Raw genomic sequence first — 18,688 nt, 5'->3', positions numbered from 1 at the left:
TATCGCGTTAGACCCACTTCAAACCAATGCACTCTTCAATCGCGGAATTGTTTATATTGAAACCGAAAAATTTGAAGCCGCGATTGCTGACTTAAAAGAAGTGATCGCTCTCGAACCTGAGCATTATGAAGCGCACAAACGCCTGGCGGATGCCTACTATCTCTCGGATAGAGTTCAGCAGGCAATTTATGAATATAATCAGGCGATTGATCTGAACCCCACAGATGTGGTGGCGTTGTTTAATCTTGGGCGTGCACATACTTATTTAGGGAATATTGAATCGGCGATTAGTTACTACGATCGCGCGATTGAATTGTATCCAGAATTTGCAGTGGCATTGAACAACCGCGGAGAATTGCTTCTGCAACTGGGAGAATTGGATCGGGCGAAGGATGATTTCAACGAAGCCGCTCGCCTTGACCCTGCCGACCCACTGGTAACCTACAATTTGGGCCTGGCAGCTTATTATAGTTCCGAATATGATGTTGCTATTGAACATTTCAATCAAACGCTAGAGCTAAATGCCGAAAACCTGGATGCCTATTACCAGCGCGGGTTGTCGTATTTTCAGTTGAGTGAATATGAAGTGGCGATTGAGGATTGGGTTTATGTGATTGAGCAATACCCGGAATATGCGCAGGCCCATTACAGCATCGGTTTGGCCTATTATTTTCAGGAAGATCATGAACAGGCCATAGAGTTTTTTACCCAAACACTGGCACTCGATGCCCGGCATGGATTTTCTTATTATTTCCGGGCTAATACGTATATGGTTATGTCGGAATACGCGCTGGCGATTAAAGATTTTTCCCAGGCGATTGCGCTGGAAACCGAGTTGGGACAGGCATACTATAACCGGGCTGTAGCTTACTACCAGAGCGGATATCGCTACAAGGCGATTGATGATTTCGAGATGGTACTGGTGGCCAGCGAAGATCCGGAACTGATTGCCCAGGCCGAGAAAATTATTACCGATTTGAAAGCCGCCCCGTAAATCGAGAATGAAAAAAGAGCCTCTGGATCGAATTTCCCAGAGGTTCTTTTTTGTTGTCTGTATCCGATTAGAGTTCTGGCATGATTACATCAAATTCGGCGCGAATTATTTCGTCAATCGCCGCGGGGATGGGTTCAGGTCGATGCTCGTTCAGGATTTCTCGCGCCCGCAGGTTGGCGCGTTGGCGCGCATCCAGCGCACCCATTTCCAACCAATCTTCGCGCAAGTTGCGGTCGCTGATTTGCGGGAAGAAAAATTCTGACCGCATGTGCTTGACCGTGTGTTTCGCTTTCAGGAAATACCCGCCAGGACCGGCTTCATGAATCAGATCGGCGGCAATTGTTTCGGGCGTGACTTCAATCCCGCGTAACGCCCGCAAAGCCATGCCGATGATCTCGTTATCAATCACATATTTCTCGTAGCTTGCGACCATCGCAAATTCCATTAAGCCCGCCGCATCGTGAATATAATTCGCCCCGGAGAGTGCTACCAGCAGCGTAGTCATGGCGCTTTCGTAGCCAGTTTGCACGTCAATCGTTTTCGAGTCGCTCATTCCGGCGGTGGCGTAGAAGGGCAGGTTCCAATGTTGCGCCAGTTGCGCTGCCCCCGCGTTGAGCAAGCCGCTCTCAATCGCCCCGGAGAGATAGCCCATCGTGCGCAGATCGGTGATCGTGCCCACATAACCGCTCAATACGGGCGTGCCCGGGTTGGCGAGTTGCGTCAGCGTCACCCCGGCCAGGGTATCGGCGGCGAACATGGCCAGGTTTCCAGCCAACGTCACCGGGGAGGTTGATCCCGTCATAGGTTCACAGGGCACCGCCAGGGGGAGTCCCCGCCGCGCCACTTCGATCATGATATCGCCATAAGTCTCATCCACCAACAACGGGCTAATCATCAGCGTAATAAACGAGACCATCGGCTCGTTACGCAATGCCTCAGGCCCTCCGGCGATCATCTCGGCCATGTGGATCACATCCAGCGTGCCCTGCAGCGAGTACATACCACCCATAATATGTTTGCTGCTGTTGCGCAAGCCGCCGTAAAAACGGTTCACATCGGCGTTTTCTTCGGTCAACTCGTTGGGGTAGACCGGCAAAACAATGAAATGCACATTTTCGAGCGCATCCACCAGGCGCGGAATCTGATGGCAATCCAGCACGGAAGATTTTCGCTTTACACCATCCAGATCGAGCACATTGATCGTTGTGCCGCCTGTGCCCAGGTAAACCTGTTTACCCCCCAGCGTTAGATGATGCTCTGGTTTACGTCCGAACAACTCCACTTTGGATGGTGCGCTGGCGATAGCATCTTCGACCATGCTTTTCGGCAGCCAGGCGCGCGGCAGCGAACGATCAACTCTGGCGCCCGCCGCTTCGAGTAGATCAAGGGCTTTGGTGCTGTGGACGGCGACACCGGTTTCTTCGAGAATATTGAGTGCGGATTGGTGTAACAGTTCAATATCATACTTGGAAAGGGGTTGGTACTGCCCTCCGAGAATCCCGCCTGTGCTGGTTGGATTGGATTTCATTTTTTTCTCCTGATGGGGTGAGTAGGGTCGATTTAGGGATTGGAAAAATTGCCGAGTTGATAGCTGATTTTGCGGGACGCGCTCAGTAGGTGAGCGGCGTATAATTGGCTTTGTTCTGCCCCCATGCGGAAACTTGGCCCCGAAATGCTCACCGCCGCGATCACCAGCCCGTTAAAGTCGCGGATCGGGGCAGCGATGGCACTCAGACCTTCGTCAAATTCGTCATAGGCGGCGGCATAGCCTTGTGCCCGCACCTGCCTCAGATTTTCTTCCAACTCAGCGAGATCGGTGATCGTGTGCGGGGTGTACGCGCGCAGCGGAGGGGGGAGGTGTTGCTGACGTTGTTCGGCACTCATATAAGCCAGAAAAATTTTTCCGGTTGAAGTGCAGTGCAATGGATTTCTGCGTCCCAACTGCCCGGCATATTGAATGGGTTGCGGGCTTTTGATGCTCTCAATGTTAATACATTCATCCCCATGCAATACGGCAATGTTGATCGTCTCCTGCGTCAGGTCGGCCAGTTCGCGCAGATGAATATGAGCAGCCTGCCGCAGACCAATTTGTTCGAGTATCGTCCCGGCCAGGCTGAGAATTTCCAGTCCCAGGCGATATTTGCCGCTCTCGGGGTTTTTATCGACCAGCCCTTCGGCTTCCAGTGAGGCCAGCAGGCGCGAAGTAGTACTTTTGTGCAGCTCGGTCTGGCGGCTGATTTGCATCACGCCGATTTCAGGCTTCCCCGCGCTAAAACAGCGCAAAATCGCAGCGATGCGCTGAACGGTTTGAGTGGCGGGATTATCTTTGGGCATGATAGATGTTTTGTCTCATTATATAAAACACTGTTTTATTATTGAAATAGTATATCAGGTTTTTTGGGATTTCGGAGGGCTAATTTCCGCAAAAAGAAAGGGCGTCGGTGCTTGCACCGACGCCCTTTCTTTTTCATAGATGATAGTTATTCCCAATGCTGCTGCATGTTTTCAAATTCCTTCAGCACATTATTCGGCAGCACCTTGGGCTGATGTTCCATCATGCGGATAGTCTTGTCACGCAGGCGATCAGCAAAAGTTCTGGCACCCTGTTCCAACCAAACATCTTGGATGCTGCGGTCAAACAGGTCAGAGTACCAGACATCCTTGAAATGATTGAGGGTATGATCTTCGTAAAGATAATGCCCGCCCGGGCCTACCTTGTCGATAAGGTCCAGCGCCAGGGTCTCGGTGTTGACCGGAAGCCCTTTCATATATTGGTTGACCATATACAAAATTTCATTCACCAGGACCATGAAGGCTGGCGAGGCCAGCGAGCCGTGATCGAGCCAGCTTCCGGCATCGTGTATCAAATTGGCGCCCACTAGCGCTGAGGACAGGCATGAGAAAGCCACCTCAGCGGCGGCCTGCGCATCGGGGAATTTGGCATCTGTTGCGCCAGCCGTGCCGAAGAAGGGCAGCTTGTAGAACTGCGCCATTTGCGCCATGGCTGCGGTCATCAGGCTCATCTCCGGTGCGCCATACGAGAAGATAGTGGTCTTCATATCCATCACGGTGGCAAAGGCTCCGTAGATGAACGGCGCACCCGGTTTGACGAGTTGCGCCAGCACCAGCCCGCTGAGCGATTCGGCGCTGCCCTGCACAATTTCAGCGGCAAAAGTGGCCGGAGCGGTGCTGCCGGATTGCGGAGCGGGGAAATTAATTTGCGGGATGCCATTTTCGGCGCAGAAGATAATTTTATCGACGGCGGGATCATAGTAGAGCAGCGGGGAGATGGGCTCGGAGTATTGCACAATTGTTGGGGCTTTGGCGAAATTTTCCCTGCCGTCAGTGACGAGCAGCGCCATCTCGTAGATGTCTTTGACCGAATTACCGTCTTTGCAACAGAAGACCAACGGTTTTTCGGTGTAAGTAAAAACTTGTTTGGCAATTGCGCGGTCAGCAATATCAGGCGGCTGATCGTCTGCCATGCCGATGGTCATCACCCAGGAATAATTAGGCAGCGCATCGGCAACCGTAGCCGTGACGCGGCAGTCGTTGCTAACGAAGCGGCGGCGGGCGTTGGTTTTTGGGTCGAGATAGTCCACGCAGTCGAGGCTGGGACCAAACCATGATTTGCTTCCCTCGAGGTAGATTTTGCGCGTGCCGTCGCGATGGCCCAGTACCACGCGAGAAGGCGCTTTGCGGATCGATTCTTCGACCAGCCAGGCGGGGATGCGCACGCGGTCACCCTGGAGGCGTGCTCCGGCTCCGTGGAGCAGCTCCTTTGCCTGGGGGTGGGCGATCTGTACCCCGGTGCGTTCCAGAACCTCGAGGGTGGCCTGGTGAATATGCTCAATCTGATCGTCGTTGATGACGGAAAGCCGCGGGCGAAATTCAAGATTGGGGGTTTGCATACGTCTCCTTATAGCGGCAGCCAGGTGCCGATGCCCATCTCGACGGCGCGCTGATAAATTGTTGGGGCCACGGCCATATCGTCCAGGGCCAGGCCCAGGTTGCAGGCAATTGTGCGTTCTTCAGCCGACCCACGCCCGGGCTTCATCCCGGCGACTAACTCTCCTAAATCGGCATGAATGGGGGGCACATCCTGAAAATAACCCACTGATTTGTAATATTCAAATTGCTTCAAGTCATCCGTGCAGAATTTATCCACTTCTTTCATGGCGGTGGGTTCCCAGTACGAATCGAAATCGACCAGTGAAGCAAACGCCCCGGCATCGAGCCACCCGGCCTTAATGGTTTTATGCGGCACTTTCAGAATTGGCCCAGCCGTGACAACCAGATCGCAGCCTGTGACGGCTTCTTGCGGGGTATTAGCGGTCACGACTTCGAGCTTGAGCTGGCTTTTAACTTTTTTGCTGTAGTTCTTGATGGCTTCGGGTGAGAGATCGTAGGCGAAAACTTTCTCAACCGGGAAAAGCACCTGCAGGGCTTCGGTATTGGTGAACCCTTGCACGCCGCAGCCCAACACCCCCAGGGTAGCCGAATCGGGGCGCGCCAACCGCTGGGCAGCCACCGCCGAAGCCGCCGCGGTGCGCATAGCCGTGATCCATTCGCAATCCATCACTGCCAGCGGGATGCCGGTTGCGGGGTCATTGAGGATCAGCAGGCCGGTGATATAGGGTAGCCCCTTGGCCTGATTGCCGGGAAAGCCGCTGACCCATTTGATGCCCGCCGAATTGAGCGCGGGGATATAAGCAGGCATGGCATGGATGAAATTATCGCCTTCGCCGGGATGGATGCCGGGCTTGGGCGGCATTTCAACGCGGCCGTGGCCTTTTTCTTTGAATGCCGTTTCAACCAGATGGATGATTTCGGCCATTTTCAGGCCAACGGAAACGACATCTTTTTGGGAGAGATAGAGAAGTTTGGATGTTGTCATAATTTTTGTCTCCTTGAGAGTGAAAGAGAAGATGATGCGAATGTCATCATTATATGAATTTTTTGCACGCGGGTCAATTTTCCCCCTTTGAAGTCTGGCTAGTTTTGTTGCATCATGGCGATCAGGCGCTCTTCAAGTAGCCCAAAGCCTGTGTAGCGGATTTCAAGTGGTAGTTCCAGGTATGCGGCAACTCTGTGCGCTTTTTGGATGAGTTTGGGGTCTTCGCTTTGCGCCAGATAAACGACGCGCTTGTAATTCTTAAAATACTCCCCTTTGAGTTGTGGATATTTGTGCAGCCCCATGCTCTTGAGGATAAGCCCCTGAAATGTGCGCACCATAAAATCAGTCAAGATGTAGGTGCCTGGTTCTTCTGTGATGAGCTGCTCAAAGAGTTCGCCCCCATACATTTCGTAGCAATGTGGCCCGGCGATGCGCTCGATGTCCGGATAGCGTGCTAGTATCTCGTCCAGGGCGCCGCGTGAGCCGCAATCCCCGAAAACCACGATCAACCGGTCGAATTGTTCGCTCAGTTCGAGGATGCGCTTCTCAACATCAGGGGCGATCCGCTGCGGGAAGACGTGATCTACCGCCGGGATGCCGATCACCTGTGCATCCCAGCCGTGTTTCTTGATGAGAGCAACCACTTCTCGCCCCAACGCCCCACAAATGATGAGTCCGGTTGTCATTTCAGAAACCGCAAACGAATACAGATCAACGCAGCTTCTTTCTGTGGTGATCTGTGTTCATCTGTGGTTTAGCCTCGGGTTCTACGGCTGCGACGGCGTTCGCGTGGTGCAGCACTTTCGTCGGCGTTAGCGGAAATCCAGGCAGTGCAATTTTCGTCGTTGCCCATCAGCGCATCGGCGGCCAGGATTGCGGTTCTAAGTTCGGCTTCGAGCGGATTAGTAATGGCGCAAGTCATTCCGGCGGCCATTAACATGGGCACGAAGGCAGTGTTTATTCCTTTGCGGTTGGGCAGCCCAAAGGAGACATTGCTGGCCCCGCAGACGGTATTGCAGCCTAATTCTTCGCGTACGCGGCGGATGATGGCGAAGACCTGCCGCCCGGCATAGCGTTTGGCTCCGATGGGCATTACCAGCGGGTCAATGATGACATCTTCTTTGGGGATGCCGTAGTCCATGGCGCGCTCAACGATCTTTTTGGCGACGGCGAAGCGCACCTCGGGGTCATCTGAGATGCCGGTATCATCGTTGGAAATGGCGATTACAGCCGCGCCGTGCTTTTTGACCAGGGGCAGCACCACTTCCAGGCGCTCTTCCTCGCCGGTGACCGAATTGACCAGGGCTTTGCCCTTGTAGGCCTCCAGCCCACTTTGCAGCGCGGCCACAATGGAGGAGTCAATGCACAGCGGCACATCGACCAAGGATTGTACCAGGCGCACGGTTTCAGCCAGAATGGCGGGTTCATCGGCCAGTGGAATCCCGGCATTGACATCCAATATCTGCGCTCCAGCGGCGACCTGTGCCAGGGCATCGCTTTGGACGCGTTCATAATTTCCGGCAGCCATCTCGGCGGCCAGCATTTTGCGCCCGGTGGGGTTGATGCGCTCGCCAATGATGACGAAAGGTTGGTCGGGGCCGATGAGTACAGTTTTGGTTTTTGAGCTAAGTATTGTGTTCATATAAATTCTGGGAATGAAATAACCACGGAGACACTGAGATTTTGCTTTTCTCTGTGTTCTTCGTGTCTCTGTGGTGGAATTATTTGCCTAGCGCTTTGGCCATAGCTTTGATATGCTCAGGCGTACTGCCGCAACAACCGCCGATTAGCGATGCGCCGATCTCATGCACATTCAGGGCATATTCGGCCATCACTTCAGGCGAGCCATCGTAGACAATATCGCCGCCCTTGACGACATGCGGTATCCCGGCGTTGCCTTTTGCTACCAAAACAATATCGGGGCTGGCTTTCCGCATGGCTTCAACAGCTTTTATCAGTTCGTCGGAGCCAGTGCCGCAGTTGGCGCCCACAGCGAGTACGTCCTGCTCGCCCAATGCTTCGATGAACTTGGCCGGGCTGACGCCCATCATGGTGTGTCCGTGGGTATCAAAGGACATCGTGGCAATAATCGGCAGATCGCTGACCTCACGTATCCCAGCGATGGCGGCTTTGACCTCATTCAAGTCGCTCATTGTCTCGATCCAGAAAACATCCGCGCCGCCATCGGCCAGACCGCGGGCCTGATCGGCAAATGCGGTTTTGGCATCCTCGAAGGTCAGCAAGCCCATCGGCTCGAATAATTGTCCGGTAGGGCCAATATCGCCAGCCACCACCACGATATGCGGGGCGGCATCCGCCACGGAACGGGCATTTTGGGCAGCGGCCTTGTTGAATTCGTGGACGCGGTCTTGCAAATTGTGCATCTCCAAACGGAAGCTCGTCCCGCCGAAGGAGTTGGTCAAAATTAATTGGGAGCCAGCATCGACATAAGCTTGATGAATTGCCTTGATGCGCTCCGGGTAGAGCACGTTCCATTCATCGGGCGGATCGCCTTGTTCCAGACCGGCGTCGAAGAGCATTGTGCCCATCGCTCCGTCCAATAGCACCGGTTGGCCGGTTTTTATAAGTTCTACTAATGGGTTCATGTTTCCTCCGATACCGGTTGAAAGTTGAAGGTTGAAAGTTGGCGTAATACGTAACTAAACTTTTAACTTGTAACCTGCAACTTTCAACCCCTTTTTATCTCCATAAACTTCTTCGCCGTCTCCACCGCCACAGCGGCGTCGCGGCAATAAGCATCAGCCTCAATATCTTCGGCAAAGGCTTCGTTGAGCGGCGCGCCGCCCACCAGCACGACAATTTTGTCGCGCAGACCTTTTTCCTTCAGCGTCTTGATCACTGTGCGCATATAGATCATCGTGGTCGTCAGCAGGGCGCTCATGCCCAGAATATCAGCGTCATGTTCTTCAATGGCAGCGATAAAATCATCCGCCGAGGTGTTAATGCCCAGGTTGACAACATCAAAGCCCGCACCTTCCATCATCATGGCCACCAGGTTCTTGCCAATGTCGTGAATATCGCCTTTGACAGTGCCAATCACTACCGTGCCCATTTTAGGAGCGCCTGTTTCGGCGAGCAGCGGTCGCAGTACTTCCATCCCGGCCTTCATGGCTTTGGCCGCCATCAATACTTCGGGGACGAACAGCACACCATCGCGGAAGTCTACCCCAACGACTTCCATTCCGGCTACTAATCCCTTGATGAGAATATCGTAAGACCCCATTTCACGCCCAAGTAATTCGTTAACTTCTTCAACGATCTCTTCGGCGTAGCCATCGTACAGATCTTCCTGCATCAGCTCCAGAATTTCGTCGTCGGACATTTCTTTTAAGTTGATTTCTTCGCTCATTATTTAGTCCTTCACATAATTAAATTTCAGAATAGCATTCTCGGTGTCAGATGCCAGATGTCTGACGTTTTCTTCTCCGTTCACGCCTTACCGGTTCTGCCTGTACTTCTGGCAGCAAACCCTCTAAATGCGTGAACAAATCGCTCTGATGTGGCAAGTGCAAGGCCTTGACAAACTCTTCCTGAAAATCGGGGTCAACCGCCGTCTCGATATAGCGCACCCGATCCGCGATCTTGCTGGCTTCAGCACGCCGCTCCCGGTTGAGCAGGGCAATCCGTGCCCCGTCTCCGGCGGCATTGCCCACGGCGTGCACCTTTTCTAATTTGCAGTTCGGGATCAATCCTAACACCATTGCGTGTTTGGGGTCAATATAACTGCCAAATGCGCCCGCCAAAATCACTTCGTCTACCTGCTCCACCTCGGCCCGCATCATCAACAATTTGGCCCCGGCATATAACGCAGCCTTCGCCAATTGAATATTGCGCACATCTTGCTGGGTGATGTAGATCGGTTTTCCGCTCGAAGTTTGTTCAGCCCTGGCCAGAATATACGCCCCCGTGCGTTTGCCTTGTTCCCAAAACATAGACGCGCCGACTACCTCGGGGTTGAATCGGCCATCCGGCAGCAGGATACCTGCCATAAAGAGTTCGGCGATCACTTCGATAATGCCCGAGCCGCAAATTCCCGCCGCCAGATGCTGGGGTTGTGCTTCCAGCGGCGCGTCTGCGCCAGTCTGCCACTCATCTGACCAGCGCTCCTCGCCAATGACGCGGAAGCTCGGTAGCTTGGTTTCAGGGTCCACGCGCACGCGCTCGATGGCTCCGGGGGCGGCGCGCATGCCCGAGGAAATTTGCCCCCCCTCAAAGGCCGGGCCGGTCGGGCTGGATGCGCTGTACATCCACTCCGGGCTGCTGAGCACTATCTCTGCGTTGGTGCCCACATCCACCGTCAGGATGACGCGTTCCTGCAATTGCGGCTGTTCGGCTACCAGCACGGCCACGTTATCTGCCCCCACATGCCCGGCTTCAGCAGGCAAAATATGGGCGTTGGCGGCAGGGTGCAGACGCAGGCCAAGTTCGCTGGCCTTGATGTCCATGCTCGCGCGGTTGACCAGCGCGAAGGGCGCGTTACCCAGTTCTTGCGGGTTGGCGTTCAGCAGAATGTGCGTCATGGTGGTGTTGCCGACCATCACAATTTCATAGATTTGACTGGCGCGGATTTTAGCGCTTTTGGCGGCGCGCCGGGCGAGTTGGTTTATGGCATCGATGATGGCAGTGTTCATCACTTCCAGGCCATCGCGACGACTCATGGCAAATGAGATGCGGCTCATCAGGTCTTCGCCGTAGGAAACCTGCGGATTCATCATCGATTCGGTCGCCAGCAGTTCGCCGGTGCGCAGATCGCAGAGATAACTGGCGACAGTGGTGCTGCCCACATCCACGGCCAGACCGTAAGCGCCCTCATAGTAGCCAGGGTGGATGTCGAACACGCGTTGTTCATTCCAGATCGTGGTTGTGACTGTCCATTTGCCCTCCCGCAGCACGGCCTGCAAGCGCCGCAAGGCATGGATATCAATCGTCAGATCGTGCAGATTCCATTGCGCGGCCAAAGCATCTTGCACGCGTCCCCAGTCGCCGCGGTGCGCGCCGAGTTCAGCCGGTTCAACTTCAACGTAGAATTGGCGCACGGTGGGGATGACTTCAATGGCACGTTCGCTGGCTGTCTTGCGGATGATCTGTTTTTGGGCGCGGCTGCCCTCGGGGACGGAAATGAGCACATCGCCGAGAATCTGGGCGTTGCAGGACAGACGCTGCTCAGGTGTGCCTAATTTGACGAGCAGTTCAATTTCATTGGGCGTGCGCGCAGAAAGATGGTTTTCATCGGACGTGATACCGTGTTTATCAAAATGACCGCTTTCCACGATCACGCGGCACTTCTCGCAGGTTTGCCTGCCCCCGCAAATGGTCTCGATTTCGACGCCGAGTTGCCGCGCAGCTTCAAGGACGGTGGTGCCTTCCTCGATCTGTCCGCGCCGCCCGGAGGGCATCAGGATCAGGGTGTGGGTCATTTTTTACTTTCTGCGAGTTTGGCGACCATTCCCCGCCAGTCGATGCGCAGGTACTGGATTTCGAGTTCGGCGGCGACGGTATCAGCGACTTCTTCGGCGCTGCCCGGGCGTTCCATTTCTTCGCCCCAGTGAAAGGCGGCAGTGTAATCATCGGAGCCATACAAGCCTAAAGCCATCGCTGCTGCGTCAATCGTCTCTTGGAAACGCTGGGAAAGTTGTGCCCCCACGCGCCCGTTTTCATCGGTAGCGCGCACCTGGGAGGGAATATCATGCCAGTAGAGAATTTTATATTTTGCCATAATGGGTATTTTACTACGTCGTTAGGTGACGGTCACTTCAAAAGTGACTGTCACCTGCTCGTTATGCTTTTAGCTTTTTCATCGCCGCGTCGTATAGCGGATCGTCATCCACAACAGCCTTGAAGTGTTGACCGAAATACTCAATTTCGACTTCGGTGCCTTTTTCGGCATATTCGATGGGGAGATAGCCGTAGGCGATCTGCTTGCCGACGCTGTAGCCGTAGTTCGTGCTGGTGACATACCCCAGGGTTGTATCACCCTCGAGGATGGGTTCTTTGCCCATGATGATTTCGTCAAGCGTCAGGCAGCACAGTTTGCGCGTGATACCCGCTTCCTTGATTTTCAGCAGAGCCGCGCGTCCCTTGAAATCGCCTTTGTTCAGGCGCACGGCCCAATCCAGGCCAGCTTCATAGGGATTGTGTTCTACATGAATGTCGGCGTTCAGGCCGCGGTAGCCCTTCTCGATGCGCAGCGAGTCGAATGCGCCCATGCCGCCCGCAATGATGCCGTGGGCTTGTCCGGCGTTCCAGAGTACGTCCCACAGGCGTTGACCATACTCCGCCGGGGTGTAAATTTCCCAACCCAACTCGCCGACGTAGGAGATGCGCACCGCCACCGCAGGGATGGTCTCGATCATAATGTTTTGCGCCGTGAAGTAGGGGAAGGCTTTGTTGGAGACATCCTGCTCGCAGACGCTTTGCAGCACGTCGCGCGCGTTTGGCCCCCAAAGACCGACAGCCGTGTATTTCGACGAAATATCTTCGACGTTCACACTGTCATCGCTGGGTGCGTTGCTGCGCAGCCAATACAGATCGGTCATGCCGCTGCCGCCGCCAGTCAGAATCCAGAAGCGGTCTTCGGCCATGCGCGTCACGGTCAGGTCGGTTTTGATGCCGCCGAAATCGGTCAACATGGAGGTGTAGACCACCTTGCCCACGCCGCGGGCGACTTTGTTGGCCGAGATGTATTCGAGATATTCCGCTGCGCCCGAGCCGCTGACTTCGATCTTGACGAAAGAACTCAACTCAAACAAGCCCACGTCCTCGCGCGTCGCTAGATGTTCCGCGCCCTGAATGGGTGACCAGTACATCGCTTCCCAGCCTTCGCGCGGCGGGATTTGATCGGCGTATTGTGGCAACAAGCGAGCATTGCTCTCGTACCACTGCGGGCGCTCCCAGCCGACGCTGCCGAAGAAATGCCCGCCCAGTTTCTTGAGCGCTGTGTGATACGGAGCCAGGCGCACGTTGCGCGTGTGTTCCATCTGCTGCATGGGGTGGATGATGTCGTAAACTTCGCGGTATTGCTGTGCCGATGTGCGTACCGTGTAATATTTGCTCTTGGCATATTCGTGGAAACGGCTGATGTCGCCCTCGTGAACGTCGCTGGTCGGGTGGCCTGCGGTCATCCACTCGGCAATTGCCTTGCCCACGCCACCGGAATGTGTGACCCACACACCAATCGCCGTCCAGAAATTATCCCACTGCGCCGCCTTGCCCATGATCGGGTAGCCGTCAATCGTGAAGGAGAACATGCCGTTGAACGTAGTGATATATTCCTTGCCGCGCATGGCGGGCAATAAATCATTCGTGGCGGTGTTGGCGCTCTTGAAGTCGCCCAGTGTGAAGGGGCGCATGGCGTCAACGCCGACGTCGTAAGGATCAACCAACAGGGGATCGTGTTTGTACGAGCCGATACCGTAGGCATCATAGTGCTGGCGGTAGTACATCGAAAAATCCTGATTGCGTAAAATCGGATGCACGATTTCGCGCGTTTCTCCGGCTAACTCAGCCAGCGGCTCAGAGATCAAATATTGGTGTTCGACAGCCATCAAAGGCAGTTTCACGCCCAACTGATCGCTCAACACTGGCCCCCAGATATTGGTTGCCAGCAACACATGCTCGGCTTTGATCGTGCCTTTATCGGTCACAACCGCCGCCACGCTCCCGCCCGATGTTTCGAATCCAGTCACGGTGGTGTTGCCGTAATACTCCGCCGCGCCCTGCGACTTGGTGAACTCCGCCATGCCCTCCACAGCGTTGACGGCTTTGGCATCGCCATCGGTGGGGATGTAGTAGCCGCCCTCAAGCACACTGGGGTCAAGAATGGGGATATGCTCCTGAACTTCGCGCGGCGAGATCAAATGCGTTTCCAGGCCGTAGCTCTGCGCCCAGCCGTGCCGCCGTTTCAGGTCTTGCATGCGTTCTTTCGTATAGGCAACTTCGATGCCGCCCACCTGATAGAACGTTGGCCGCGCCTCGGTGTGCAGGCTGTTGAGCAATTCCACGGTATATTGGGCGAACTCGCACAGCATCTTCGAGCCGTTGGTCTGGAAAACCAGCCCCGGGGCGTGCGAGGTCGAGCCGCCGGTTTCAAACAGCGGCCCTTTGTCGATCACCACAATATCGCGCCACCCGAGCTTGGTCAGGTGATACGCCGCGCTGACGCCCACAATCCCTGCGCCGATAATAACTAAATTTGCTTCTTTTCGCATATTTTCTCCTTCGCTCCCCTCTCCCAATTTAGGAGAGGGGTTGGGGGTGAGGGTTTACCAAAATGGCTTCACGTCTTCGCTTTCCCAATAGCGCGGATCGGTGCTGTCGTGATAATACTCGCCGTGTGCCCGCCTTGGGGTTTGGTTTTCTTGGTGGATTCGCCTCGGGGTTGAGATATTCCTCGGGGTGGTGAGCCGCCTGCCCCCGCGCGTGATTCGCCTGTTCGGCAGGGCGATGCGACTCTGGGGTTGGGGTTGAATCCTGTTCCCCGCGGAAACTCGCATCCCGGGGATATTTTGATACAACTTGCTCACTCTTCCGGTCAGCCGGGCAATATTGAACAGGCTGATATTGTGCCGCGAATCCTGCCGCTCGGCCAAATCGGCCATCACTTCGCCGATCACGCTGGCGAACTTGTAGCCGTGACCACTGAACCCCGCCGCAAAACTGACCTGCGGATATTCGGGATGCAGATCGATGATAAATTGGCGGTCGGGCGAGTTGGTGAACATGCACGACTTGAGAATCATCGTCGGGCCAGCGCCATCGGGGAAGTAGCGTGAAGCGAAATCGCGCAGCACTTCTTCGTCGAACTCGCTGGGCTGGCGGTCATACGTGTCGGGTTCGACCACTTCTTCAAAATGATGATAGCGGCCAAATTTGAAGCCCGGTACGGTGTGGACGGGGAAGCCGTAGTAGCGGCCTTCGGGGACGAGCACATTGAAGACCGGGAAGGTGGCCGGAGTGAAGTATTCGGGGCGGTCGGGCTGCAGCCACGCCAATACCTGACGCTCGGGCACAGCCATGCCCTGTAAGAAGGGCAGCAGGCGCGAGTTCCACGCGCCACCTGCGATGACCAGTGAGTCGGCTTCGTACTCAGCGCGATCGGTAATTACACGCACGCCTTCGCCGTTGCTGAGCGGCTGCCATTCGAGTACTTCTTCGTGCCCGTGGATTTCTGCGCCCAGGCTGTGCGCGGCCTGCACATAGGCCACGGTGGCCGGTTCTGGCAACACAAAGCCACCGTCGGGCTGCAAGACAGCCAGCAGATCGTGCGGCAGATTGTAGCCGGGGAAGCGCTGCTTAAGTTCGGAGCCGGTCAGCACTTCGTGCTCAAGACCGTGTTCTACGCAAGATTGCAGCGAACCTTTGAAGACCCAGCTATCGGCTGGGCCAGCGTCAATCGAGCCGGTTTTAACCAGCACTTGCTGCCCGGTGCGGGCTTCAACTTCGGCCCACAGTTCGTAGGCGCGGCGCAGCAGCATCACGTAAGAAGGGTGTTCATAATAAGCCAGGCGGATGATGCGCGTGTAGCCGTGCGATGACCCCATATCGTTGGGGATGTCGAAACGGTCGATGCCCAGCACGCGTTTGCCGCGCTTGGCAAGCTCGTAGCACACCGCGCTGCCCATGCCGCCCACGCCGAGCACAATTGTATGAAATCGTTTGGAGTATCCGATCATAGTGAGTTCTCCTAATTATCCACGTAGCAACACAGAATACCCTTTGGCTCACCACAAAGCCTCGAAGACACTAAGAAATTCATGATTTTCTTTGTGCCTTTGTGTCTTCGTGGTGAAAATCTTAGTGTTAGGGTTTGTAAATCCCCTGTTCTTTGTAGGTTCATTGTTGGTTTTCAACTTTGCGCGGGCCGCGGGCGCGTGTGCGGATGCCCGTCGGGTCAAAGAAGGGGGTGTTGACGACTTTTGCCAGCGTCGGTCGCCCGTTGACTTCCACGAGCAGGCGTGCCCCGGGGTAGGTGTGCGTCACGCGCACATAGCCCAGCGCCAGGGTTTTCTCCACGCTGTAGCCCACCGCACTTGATGTGACTTCACCGACCAATTCTCCGGCGGATTCGAGATCAAATTCGTCACCCGCTTCGGAGCCGGTGAACATCTTTTCTTTGAGGGTGGCAATATCGGCGACGGAGAAGATGCGGTCGCCAGTTGCGGCGGGAACCTTGCTGTCGAGAACTAACCCCGTCCAACGTTCGTTCAGCCCCATATCCTGGATTTGGAGCAGGGCCTCGCGCCCGACGAATTCGCGTTTGTCGAAGCGAATCCAGCGGTTGAGACCAATCTCGAAGGGGTTGCGTCTTTCGTCCATGTCGGGCCCGTAGAGAGGCAGCGCTTTCTCGATGCGCAAGCTTTGCATTGCGGCCACGCCGTAGGGCATCAGCCCAAATTCTTTGCCGCTTTTTTGCAAATATTCCCACATCACCGCGGCCTGTTCGGCGGGGATATAGAGTTCGTAGCCCAACTCGCCAGTATAGCCGCTGCGCGAGATCAGCACTTTGGTTTTATTCACTACACCCTGGGAGAAACGAAAGAATCGCTGGTTTTCAAGATCAGTTTCTTTGGTGATGGAGAGCAGGAAATCGCGCGAACGCGGCCCCTGCACGGAGATCAAGGCAACCGCCCCGCTCAGATCGGTGGCGTAGGCGCTCATTCCGGTGGCATGTTCGGTGATCCATTGAGCGGTTTTCTCGCGCGGCCCGGAGCTGGTCACAACCATGAAGTGTTCATCGCCGAACTTGTAGACGGTGACATCATCGACGATGCCGCCGTCTTCGTTGCACATGGTTGAATAGCGTACCTGCCCGGGGTGCATATCACGGATTTCGTTGACTAACAGGCGGTTGAGCAGACGTTCGGCCCCGGGGCCTTTTACATCTACTTCGCCCATCGTGGATAAATCCTGCATCCCGACGTTAGTACGCGTGTTGCTGTGCTCCTCAACGTGGGATGTGTAGCTGAGCGGGAACATATAGTCTCCGCCGCCCTTGACCATCTTCGAAGCTGTCCGTAGATGGATTTCGTAGAGGGGAGTTCTTCTTTCGGTCATGCTGTTCGTATTTCTCCTTATCTATCTAATTTGGTTATTATAATAAAGTTAGTCCGATTTGTGTTGTAAAAGAAAGCCCTTATTAGGGCGAGGGTGTTGAGAAAGGGTGTGTAATGGGTGCGTAGCACCCATTACACACCCTTTCTCAACTTATAGTTCTGTTTTCCGTTGGGTGATGAAGGCCTGAAGTTCTTCTTCTTTGGCTGGTTCTAGCGCGGGGGCTTCGTAATTCTTTAGCAATTCCTTGACCTTTTTAGAAGCTACCTGTTCGGCAGTCTGGCTGCCTTCTGCTACCCAGAGGTCAACATCGTTATAGTCGAAAAGATCGGAGCGGTAGAAAGCGGTTTCAAAATTGCGCATGGTATGGTCAGTGCCTAGGTGATGACCACCCGGTGGCACGCTGCGCAGCGAGTCCATCGCCAGTGCATCTTCGGAGAGGTCTACACCTTTGAGCAGGGTGTGGTACATGCCCAATACTTCACAATCCATGACGAATTTTTCATACCCGGCGGTCATACCGTTTTCGAGCCACCCAGCGGCGTGCAACACAAAGTTGACGCGCGCCTGCACGGTGGGCAGCATGGTCATCACCGATTCGTAGGCGGCCTGCGCATCGGCGACTTTGGAACTGGCGAACATGCCACCACTGCGGAAGGGTAGGTTGTAGCGACGCGCCATTTGGGCGCTGGTCAGCAGGGCCATCTGGCTTTCGGGCGAGCCGAAAACCGGCGCGCCACTCTTCAGGTCTACGTTGGTCATGAAGGAGCCGTACACTACCGGGGTGCCGGGGTTGACCATTTGCGTGTAGGCAATGCCTGCCAGAGCTTCAGCGTTCTGTAGGATCAGTGTGCCCGCGATAGAAACCGGTGACATAGCGCCGCCCATCAGGAAGGGTGTGATGATGACGGCTTGCCGCGCTTTGGCGTAAACGGTCAGCGCTTCGAGCATGCGGTCATCGTAGCGGCGCGGGCTGCTGACATTGATCAGCGAGATGAGGGCCGGATTTTGGCGAATCTCATCGGCTCCGTAAAGTATCTCGGCAATTTTGACGCTGTCTTGGGCGTTGGCACGCGACATCACCGACCCCATGAAAGCCTTGTCGCTGAATTTGATATGGCTGAAGAGCATATCCAGGTGGCGGGTAGCGTCGGGTGCGTCGGTCGGTTCGACGATGGTGCCGCCGGAGTGATGGATATAGGGGCTCAAATAGGCCAGTTTGACGAAGTTCTGGAAATCTTCGAGGGTGGCTTCGCGGCGGCCGCGCTTAATATCGTAAACAAAGGGCGGTCCGTAGACCGGGGCGAAGACCATGCGATTCCCCCCTATGGTCACGTTATTCTCCGGGTTGCGCGCTAGTTGGGTGAATCCGCTTGGGGCTTTGGATACATAGTCTAGAATCAGATCAGCTTCAAAGTGGGCCGTCTCGCCCCGCACATCTACGCCGCTCGCTTTGAGCGTATCCAGCGCCTCCGGGAGATAGAAGTCAATCCCCACTTCTTGTAAAATATCAAGTGATTTCTGGTGGATCAGTTCAATGCCTTCAGGTTGCACCAATTCGTAGATTGGGATGTTGTGAATCGGTTGCACCATACGGGTGATTTTTTGGGCACGTTCACGGCGGCGCTCGCGGCTGCCGCGTTCACGACGATGTTCTGGTTTGCTCATGTAGAATTCCTCTTCTTGAATAACGGTTACCGGTAAAAAAAAGAATCCGCCGACCGCGG

General features: G+C 55.1%; 15 protein-coding genes. 1 reads left to right on the top strand and 14 read right to left on the bottom strand.

The annotated features are described in order from the left end of the window. A partial coding sequence (locus HN413_12360) for a tetratricopeptide repeat protein (GenBank protein ID MBT3391192.1) occupies window positions 1-994 on the top strand: 994 nt, incomplete at its 5' end. A 67-nt stretch (window positions 995-1,061) separates the two neighbouring features. Here the strand turns inward: HN413_12360 and HN413_12355 are convergent. The 14 genes from HN413_12355 to HN413_12290 all read right to left on the bottom strand — a co-directional run bounded on the left by HN413_12355 (window position 1,062) and on the right by HN413_12290 (window position 18,629). Then, on the bottom strand, window positions 1,062-2,522 hold the full coding sequence (locus HN413_12355; protein ID MBT3391191.1) for a trimethylamine methyltransferase: 1,461 nt from the start codon (window positions 2,520-2,522) through the stop codon (window positions 1,062-1,064). Between the two features lie 32 nt (window positions 2,523-2,554). Then, window positions 2,555-3,328, bottom strand: coding sequence for an IclR family transcriptional regulator (locus HN413_12350; GenBank protein ID MBT3391190.1), 774 nt, complete (start codon window positions 3,326-3,328; stop codon window positions 2,555-2,557). Between the two features lie 146 nt (window positions 3,329-3,474). After that, complete coding sequence (locus tag HN413_12345; GenBank protein ID MBT3391189.1) at window positions 3,475-5,010, bottom strand: trimethylamine methyltransferase; 1,536 nt, start codon at window positions 5,008-5,010, stop codon at window positions 3,475-3,477. Next, window positions 4,914-5,891: an ornithine cyclodeaminase family protein gene (locus tag HN413_12340; protein MBT3391188.1), complete on the bottom strand. Its 978-nt coding sequence runs from the start codon at window positions 5,889-5,891 to the stop codon at window positions 4,914-4,916. The genes HN413_12345 and HN413_12340 overlap by 97 nt, the downstream gene beginning before the upstream one ends. Window positions 5,892-5,989: 98 nt before the next feature. Beyond that, a complete protein-coding gene (locus HN413_12335) occupies window positions 5,990-6,577 on the bottom strand; it encodes a DUF1638 domain-containing protein (protein ID MBT3391187.1) in 588 nt (195 codons plus the stop codon). A gap of 68 nt (window positions 6,578-6,645) precedes the next feature. Further along, window positions 6,646-7,533, bottom strand: coding sequence for a dihydropteroate synthase (locus HN413_12330; protein ID MBT3391186.1), 888 nt, complete (start codon window positions 7,531-7,533; stop codon window positions 6,646-6,648). 79 nt (window positions 7,534-7,612) lie between these two features. Beyond that, window positions 7,613-8,497: a betaine--homocysteine S-methyltransferase gene (bmt, locus tag HN413_12325; GenBank protein MBT3391185.1), complete on the bottom strand. Its 885-nt coding sequence runs from the start codon at window positions 8,495-8,497 to the stop codon at window positions 7,613-7,615. Window positions 8,498-8,580: 83 nt separating this feature from the next. Next, on the bottom strand, window positions 8,581-9,261 hold the full coding sequence (locus HN413_12320; protein MBT3391184.1) for a cobalamin-binding protein: 681 nt from the start codon (window positions 9,259-9,261) through the stop codon (window positions 8,581-8,583). A gap of 46 nt (window positions 9,262-9,307) precedes the next feature. Next, on the bottom strand, window positions 9,308-11,308 hold the full coding sequence (locus HN413_12315; GenBank protein ID MBT3391183.1) for a DUF4445 domain-containing protein: 2,001 nt from the start codon (window positions 11,306-11,308) through the stop codon (window positions 9,308-9,310). Window positions 11,309-11,325: 17 nt separating this feature from the next. Further along, window positions 11,326-11,628 carry a hypothetical protein gene (locus tag HN413_12310; GenBank protein ID MBT3391182.1) on the bottom strand — a complete coding sequence of 101 codons (303 nt, stop codon included), beginning with the start codon at window positions 11,626-11,628 and terminating at the stop codon, window positions 11,326-11,328. Between the two features lie 61 nt (window positions 11,629-11,689). Beyond that, entirely contained in the window at window positions 11,690-14,119 is a 2,430-nt protein-coding gene (locus HN413_12305; protein MBT3391181.1) for an FAD-dependent oxidoreductase, read from the bottom strand. Between the two features lie 54 nt (window positions 14,120-14,173). Next, the gene (solA, locus tag HN413_12300; protein MBT3391180.1) at window positions 14,174-15,583 is read right to left on the bottom strand and encodes an N-methyl-L-tryptophan oxidase; all 1,410 of its coding nucleotides are present in this window, start codon (window positions 15,581-15,583) and stop codon (window positions 14,174-14,176) included. A gap of 160 nt (window positions 15,584-15,743) precedes the next feature. After that, window positions 15,744-16,964 carry a glycine cleavage system aminomethyltransferase GcvT gene (gcvT, locus tag HN413_12295; protein MBT3391179.1) on the bottom strand — a complete coding sequence of 407 codons (1,221 nt, stop codon included), beginning with the start codon at window positions 16,962-16,964 and terminating at the stop codon, window positions 15,744-15,746. 150 nt (window positions 16,965-17,114) lie between these two features. Next, window positions 17,115-18,629 (bottom strand): trimethylamine methyltransferase family protein, encoded by a 1,515-nt coding sequence (locus HN413_12290; protein ID MBT3391178.1) that lies wholly within the window; start codon window positions 18,627-18,629, stop codon window positions 17,115-17,117. Between the last annotated feature and the right edge of the window lie 59 nt (window positions 18,630-18,688).

It is taken from the genome of Chloroflexota bacterium, assembly GCA_018648225.1.
Lineage (GTDB): Bacteria > Chloroflexota > Anaerolineae > Anaerolineales > UBA11858 > NIOZ-UU35.
This window is presented reverse-complemented; position numbering and strand designations above follow the sequence as displayed.

Bases quoted from the DNA above. Each gene is read 5' to 3' on its own strand.
- HN413_12355 (MBT3391191.1), bottom strand. From the start codon at position 2,522: ATGAAATCCAATCCAACCAGCACAGGCGGGATTCTCGGAGGGCAGTAC.
- HN413_12350 (MBT3391190.1), bottom strand. From the start codon at position 3,328: ATGCCCAAAGATAATCCCGCCACTCAAACCGTTCAGCGCATCGCTGCG.
- HN413_12340 (MBT3391188.1), bottom strand. From the start codon at position 5,891: ATGACAACATCCAAACTTCTCTATCTCTCCCAAAAAGATGTCGTTTCC.
- HN413_12335 (MBT3391187.1), bottom strand. From the start codon at position 6,577: ATGACAACCGGACTCATCATTTGTGGGGCGTTGGGGCGAGAAGTGGTT.
- HN413_12330 (MBT3391186.1), bottom strand. From the start codon at position 7,533: ATGAACACAATACTTAGCTCAAAAACCAAAACTGTACTCATCGGCCCC.
- bmt (MBT3391185.1), bottom strand. From the start codon at position 8,497: ATGAACCCATTAGTAGAACTTATAAAAACCGGCCAACCGGTGCTATTG.
- HN413_12320 (MBT3391184.1), bottom strand. From the start codon at position 9,261: ATGAGCGAAGAAATCAACTTAAAAGAAATGTCCGACGACGAAATTCTG.
- HN413_12315 (MBT3391183.1), bottom strand. From the start codon at position 11,308: ATGCCCTCCGGGCGGCGCGGACAGATCGAGGAAGGCACCACCGTCCTT.
- HN413_12310 (MBT3391182.1), bottom strand. From the start codon at position 11,628: ATGGCAAAATATAAAATTCTCTACTGGCATGATATTCCCTCCCAGGTG.
- HN413_12305 (MBT3391181.1), bottom strand. From the start codon at position 14,119: ATGCGAAAAGAAGCAAATTTAGTTATTATCGGCGCAGGGATTGTGGGC.
- solA (MBT3391180.1), bottom strand. From the start codon at position 15,583: ATGATCGGATACTCCAAACGATTTCATACAATTGTGCTCGGCGTGGGC.
- gcvT (MBT3391179.1), bottom strand. From the start codon at position 16,964: ATGACCGAAAGAAGAACTCCCCTCTACGAAATCCATCTACGGACAGCT.
- HN413_12290 (MBT3391178.1), bottom strand. From the start codon at position 18,629: ATGAGCAAACCAGAACATCGTCGTGAACGCGGCAGCCGCGAGCGCCGC.